The sequence below is a fragment of the Allobosea sp. LC85 genome, from assembly GCF_000735605.1.
Taxonomy (GTDB): domain Bacteria; phylum Pseudomonadota; class Alphaproteobacteria; order Rhizobiales; family Beijerinckiaceae; genus Allobosea.
In genome coordinates, this window is the sequence record NZ_JPKG01000002.1 from 1 (window position 1) to 974 (window position 974).

The following is a 974-nucleotide window of genomic DNA, read 5'->3' on the forward strand; positions in this document are numbered from 1 at the left end:
GCGGTGCAGCCGATCACGGTGACGGATGGCGCCGGCCCGGTGGCGGGGGCTGCGATCTCGCTGGTGCTGGACGACCAGAACCTGGCGAGCGGCTCGACGCCGGCGGGGCCGGACTTCGCCGCCAACAGCATCAGCTTCACGGCGGGTTCGGATGCGATCGCCTCGATCGTGTTTGCGACCGACCTGGCCTTGCTCGGCGGTGGGTTGAGCTGGACACGGCTCTCCGACACGCAGATCGTCGGCAAGGACGGAGCGGCGACGATCGTGACGCTCGACCTGTCGGTGGCCGGCAGCGTGGCGACGGTGACGGCGACGCTGAACGGCAACTACGACAGCCATCCCGGGCTCAATGCGGATGATCTGGCGGCGCTCGGCTCGGTCGGCGTGGTCGCGACCGACAGCGACGGCACGACGGCGATCGGAACGGTCAATGTCGCCGTCTCCGACGACGTGCCGGATGCGGTCGACGATGCGGGCCTGGCGGTTGCGGAGGATGCGGCCGGGACGATCGGCGGCAATCTGCTGACGAATGACACGCAGGGCGCGGACGGCGCGACGCTGACGCATGTGCAGCTGCCAGGCTCGGGCGCGATGGTGGCGCTCACGACGGGCGTGCTGGTCGGCGGGGCCTATCAGTTCACCACGGCGCTCGGGGTCTACAACTTCCAGGCGAATGGGGCCTGGAGCTTCGATCCGGCGCCGGGCCAGGCCAATGCCGCCGGGATCAGCGCCGGGTTCAGCTACCGGATCACCGATGGCGACGGCGATACCGACACAGCGGTGCAGCCGATCACGGTGACGGATGGCGCCGGCCCGGTGGCGGGGGCTGCGATCTCGCTGGTGCTGGACGACCAGAACCTGGCGAGCGGCTCGACGCCGGCGGGGCCGGACTTCGCCGCCAACAGCATCAGCTTCACGGCGGGTTCGGATGCGATCGCCTCGATCGTGTTTGCGACCGACCTGGCCTTGCTCGG

1 protein-coding gene is annotated in these 974 nt (G+C 70.1%); it reads left to right on the forward strand.

The window, feature by feature from the left end:
* The coding region (locus tag FG93_RS32745) for an Ig-like domain-containing protein (protein ID WP_043230396.1) at positions 1–974 on the forward strand (974 nt) is incomplete at both ends.